We start from the raw sequence: 3,682 nt of genomic DNA on the forward strand, positions 1-3,682 counted from the left end.
CTTGACCAAAAGATCGGATACCGGATGGGGAGTCTGTCTCTTAATCGTTTAATTGCAAAAACGTAATACAAAGAACAAGCAAGAATGGCAATTCTTTTAGCAAATGTAAAAATACAACATTTCTCTGAAAATCCTAATTCCTTTTATTATCTGACGCTTAAATCTCCCTGAATATAACCTCTTAATTATCAGGGATTATAAAGATAATGTTAATAAGTGGATCAATAGAATATGAAGACCCTTTCTTTATTGCCCGGACTAACTTATTTATTGGATGACAGAGTTTCTTTAGTGAGCGGATGCCCAAATAGCAGGAATTATAAAAAAAAACCTCCCGCGTTGGCAGGAGGTGATGGTGGAGCTGGAGGGATTCGAACCCTCGTCCAAACAAGGAACAGAAGTGCTTTCTACATGCTTAGCTCATTGTCGGTTGTCGGGAAAGAGCAGGGAATGAGCACCCAACTCTGACCTTAGCTCCTGTTTTCTCGCCCGCTAAACGGATGCATTTAGCAGGCCAGCCCGAAATTGCGTGCGTCCCGTGATCCGGCAGGAATCAGGCGAATCCACCGGCGGAACGTCTCGTCACGGCCCCTTGGGCCGCGAATATAGCCTATCTACTGTGATTCGATTAGGCTGCGAGAGCGAAGTTGTTTTCGCCGTTTGTTTGTTTACAGATAGTTTTTACGGGTTAATCTGCAAATCCCGGCATGCTTACAAATCCATCCACCTTGCTGTCGAAACCGGTCAGCCCCGTTTCTTAATGGCAAAATACAGATCTCTGGATCTCGTGAATGATTGCAACATTGTGTCGTATCATTAACATCAAAGAACGTACCATTCTCTGTGCAAAGATACGAAAATATTAGAAGTAAAGGGGATGACGCTGCCATACCTTGTAGATATTCAAAGTATAGCTTAACATGAACTCGTGAGTGCCGATATTGTAGTCCCAGACATCACCAAGGTAGGTGTCCCAGGAATAACCCACCTTTAATTTCCTGTTGATGTTTAACTCGGTAAGAAATACGACCGACCGGGTGTGATGACGGTAAGATGCGCCCACCCATATCGTTTTATTAATGAGTAGAAACGCGTTGAGATCGAAATAAACGTCTTCAGCCAGTACATATTTCAGCAGGATCTCCGGCTTGAATAGCAACCGGTTGTTGATGGGAAGCATCCATCCGTGATATAAATAAAGATGCCTCTGTAACGCTGAAAACGATTTATTGCCTTTAATGACGATATCGTTGAATGTGATCTCGAGCAGATGTTTGGTCGACAGTCCGATGAAAAAATCTTCTTCATAATATAATACACCGAAATTCACGTCGGGACTGATACCGGGCTGAGGCCTGGTCATGAGGTAAACATCATCCAGGTCGGGCATGTCGATCACATCCCAGTTGATCCATCTTTTTACTACACCGGCCTGTATGCCGAAGGATAGTTTCCCTTCCCAGAAATTTACCCGGTAGGAATAGTTCCCCATGAACCCATAATCCATGATCGGTCCGTAATTATCAGAATACAGGTACCCTCCAAGGCCCACTTTCTGGTTCCTCAAAGGGAAATGCCCTGAAACCGTCAGTGTTTTAGGCGCCCCCGGAATACCGATCCACTGGTAACGGTCGACGACATGCAGGTTTAATACCTGCGGAACACCGGCGTAAGCGGGATTGAGAATGAACGGATTGAACATGTATTGGTAATACAAGGCATCTTTCTGTCCTAAAACAGTCAGGGAAGAAAGTAAAATCAGTATGGTGAGCAACTTCTTCATAAGTACATGTTTTCCCGGCCTTCTCTGTGAATTCATTGATTATTCTTACGATTTATCATCCTCTTATTTCTGCAGCATGACCCATCCTTTATACATCCGTCCCTGGAATCCCAGTTTCACGACATAGTAATACGTAGCATTCGGCAGGAGGTTACCATTATTGTCATATCCTTCCCAGCGTATAGAGGCGTTATTGTATCCTTTGTACTCACGAATGACCCGTCCCCACCGATCCATCAGGATCACCTCGTTATCCGGGAAATACTCGATGTTGAGCATCTTCCAGTAATCATTGTCACCATCGGCATTGGGAGTCAGCGCATTATATATATGGAACGGGATGTCTTCCAGGGGTACGTCTTCTATTGTGATCAGCACTGTTGCACTGTCATACATATTCGGGATCCCACCGTCGCGGATGAAGTACGCGAACTTATCCACGCCGGTGTAGCCGATGTCGGGCCGGTAGGTGACGGTCTTGTCATCGTTCAGTTTGATCTGGCCGTTCATCGGCCTTTCATAAATTTCGATGAGATAGATCGAATCGCCGTCAGGATCATAATCGTTTGCAAGAATATCAATGTCCACAGGCAGGCACATTGGCGTGATAGCGTAATCGTTAACGGCTACCGGCGGGTTGTTGGTTTCGTCCCGGATAAAGATCACGATGATCGCCTCATCGCAATAACCGGTCGTATCACAAATGATGTATGTCATCGTATCAAACCCGCTGTAATTAAATTCCGGTGAATACGTGACGGTTCCGAATGCATACCAGTAGTATATTCCATGGTCCGGACCTTCGGTGATGGTAAGTGCTGCGCTGTCGAATATGGATGAGCAGAAAATATCATTAAGCAATGGATATATATCCACGGGTACGTTCATGTCGGTCGTAACAAAATCATCCACGGCGTCAACAACGGTCACGACGGTCACATTGAAGGAGCATTGCGATTGAAGTCCGTGTATATCGATCACCGTCCAGGTTACCTCCGTGGTCCCGTTCGGGAATATTGCACCTAATTCCGTGGTGCCGGTGTAGCTGTTCCACAAGGTATCGATACCGCAATTATCGAATACGTAAGGCATCTGCATGTTCACGAATGCCTCGCACTCTCCGGTAGCGGCAAATACCATCGTGTCATTCTGGCAGATTATGACAGGGGGTTGATCGTCATATACCGTTACTACATGACTGCAGCTATCCATCAGGCCGCTGCCATCGACCACGTACCAGTTGACGACGGTCGTACCTACCGGGTAAGTATCGGAAGCGTCCGCCGTGAAATTATAATCATTCCAGAAACTGTCGATGTCACAATTATCCCAGGGGATAGCCGGGTCTATCGCTACGTAGGCTTCACAAACACCGGGGTCGGCGGGAAGAAGGGTGTCGGGCGGACAAATGATCGTCGGAGGAATACTGTCCACTACCGTGACGGTCATCTGGCATTGGGAGGTATTGCCATGGATGTCGACGGCCCACCAGGTTACGATGGTGGTTCCGACGGGATAGAGGGCGGCGGCAACAGGACCTCCTGTGTAACTGTTCCAGATGCTGTCTACTCCGCAATTATCGGTAGCGGTGGCATATCCGGGGTCAACGAAGGCCCAGCATGAATCAGGGGAAGCAAATACCGTAGTGTCGGGAGGACAGACGATATCGGGGGGCTGATCATCTATCACTGTAACAGTATGGAAGCAACTGTCGACCTCTCCGTTCTCGCCCACGATGTACCACCATACGGTCCATATCCCGACAGGATAGATGGCTGAAGCGTTGCTCGTGCCGGTCCAGCTGTTCCATAATGAATCTGCAAAGCAGTTGCCTGTCGTTAGGGGTTCGTCGACGGTCACATAGGCCTCGCAAACCCCATAGTCGGCGCTTTGGATCAT

General features: G+C 47.3%; 2 protein-coding genes and 1 other RNA gene. All 3 read right to left on the bottom strand.

The genetic code is table 11. The annotated features are described in order from the left end of the window. Nucleotides 1-353: 353 nt before the first annotated feature. Nucleotides 354-752, bottom strand: a transfer-messenger RNA (tmRNA) gene (gene ssrA / locus ACESLU_RS12870). 110 nt (nt 753-862) lie between these two features. Continuing rightward, nucleotides 863-1,783, bottom strand: coding sequence for a type IX secretion system membrane protein PorP/SprF (locus tag ACESLU_RS12875; RefSeq protein ID WP_372639040.1), 921 nt, complete (start codon nt 1,781-1,783; stop codon nt 863-865). A 63-nt stretch (nt 1,784-1,846) separates the two neighbouring features. Next, nucleotides 1,847-3,682: Ig-like domain-containing protein (locus ACESLU_RS12880; protein WP_372639041.1), on the bottom strand; the 1,836-nt coding region annotated here is incomplete at its 5' end.

This window comes from Fodinibius sp. (assembly GCF_041642155.1).
GTDB lineage: Bacteria > Bacteroidota > Rhodothermia > Balneolales > Balneolaceae > Fodinibius.

Excerpts from the sequence above, each read along its gene's own strand:
- ACESLU_RS12875 (WP_372639040.1), bottom strand. The coding sequence starts at position 1,783 with ATGAAGAAGTTGCTCACCATACTGATTTTACTTTCTTCCCTGACTGTT.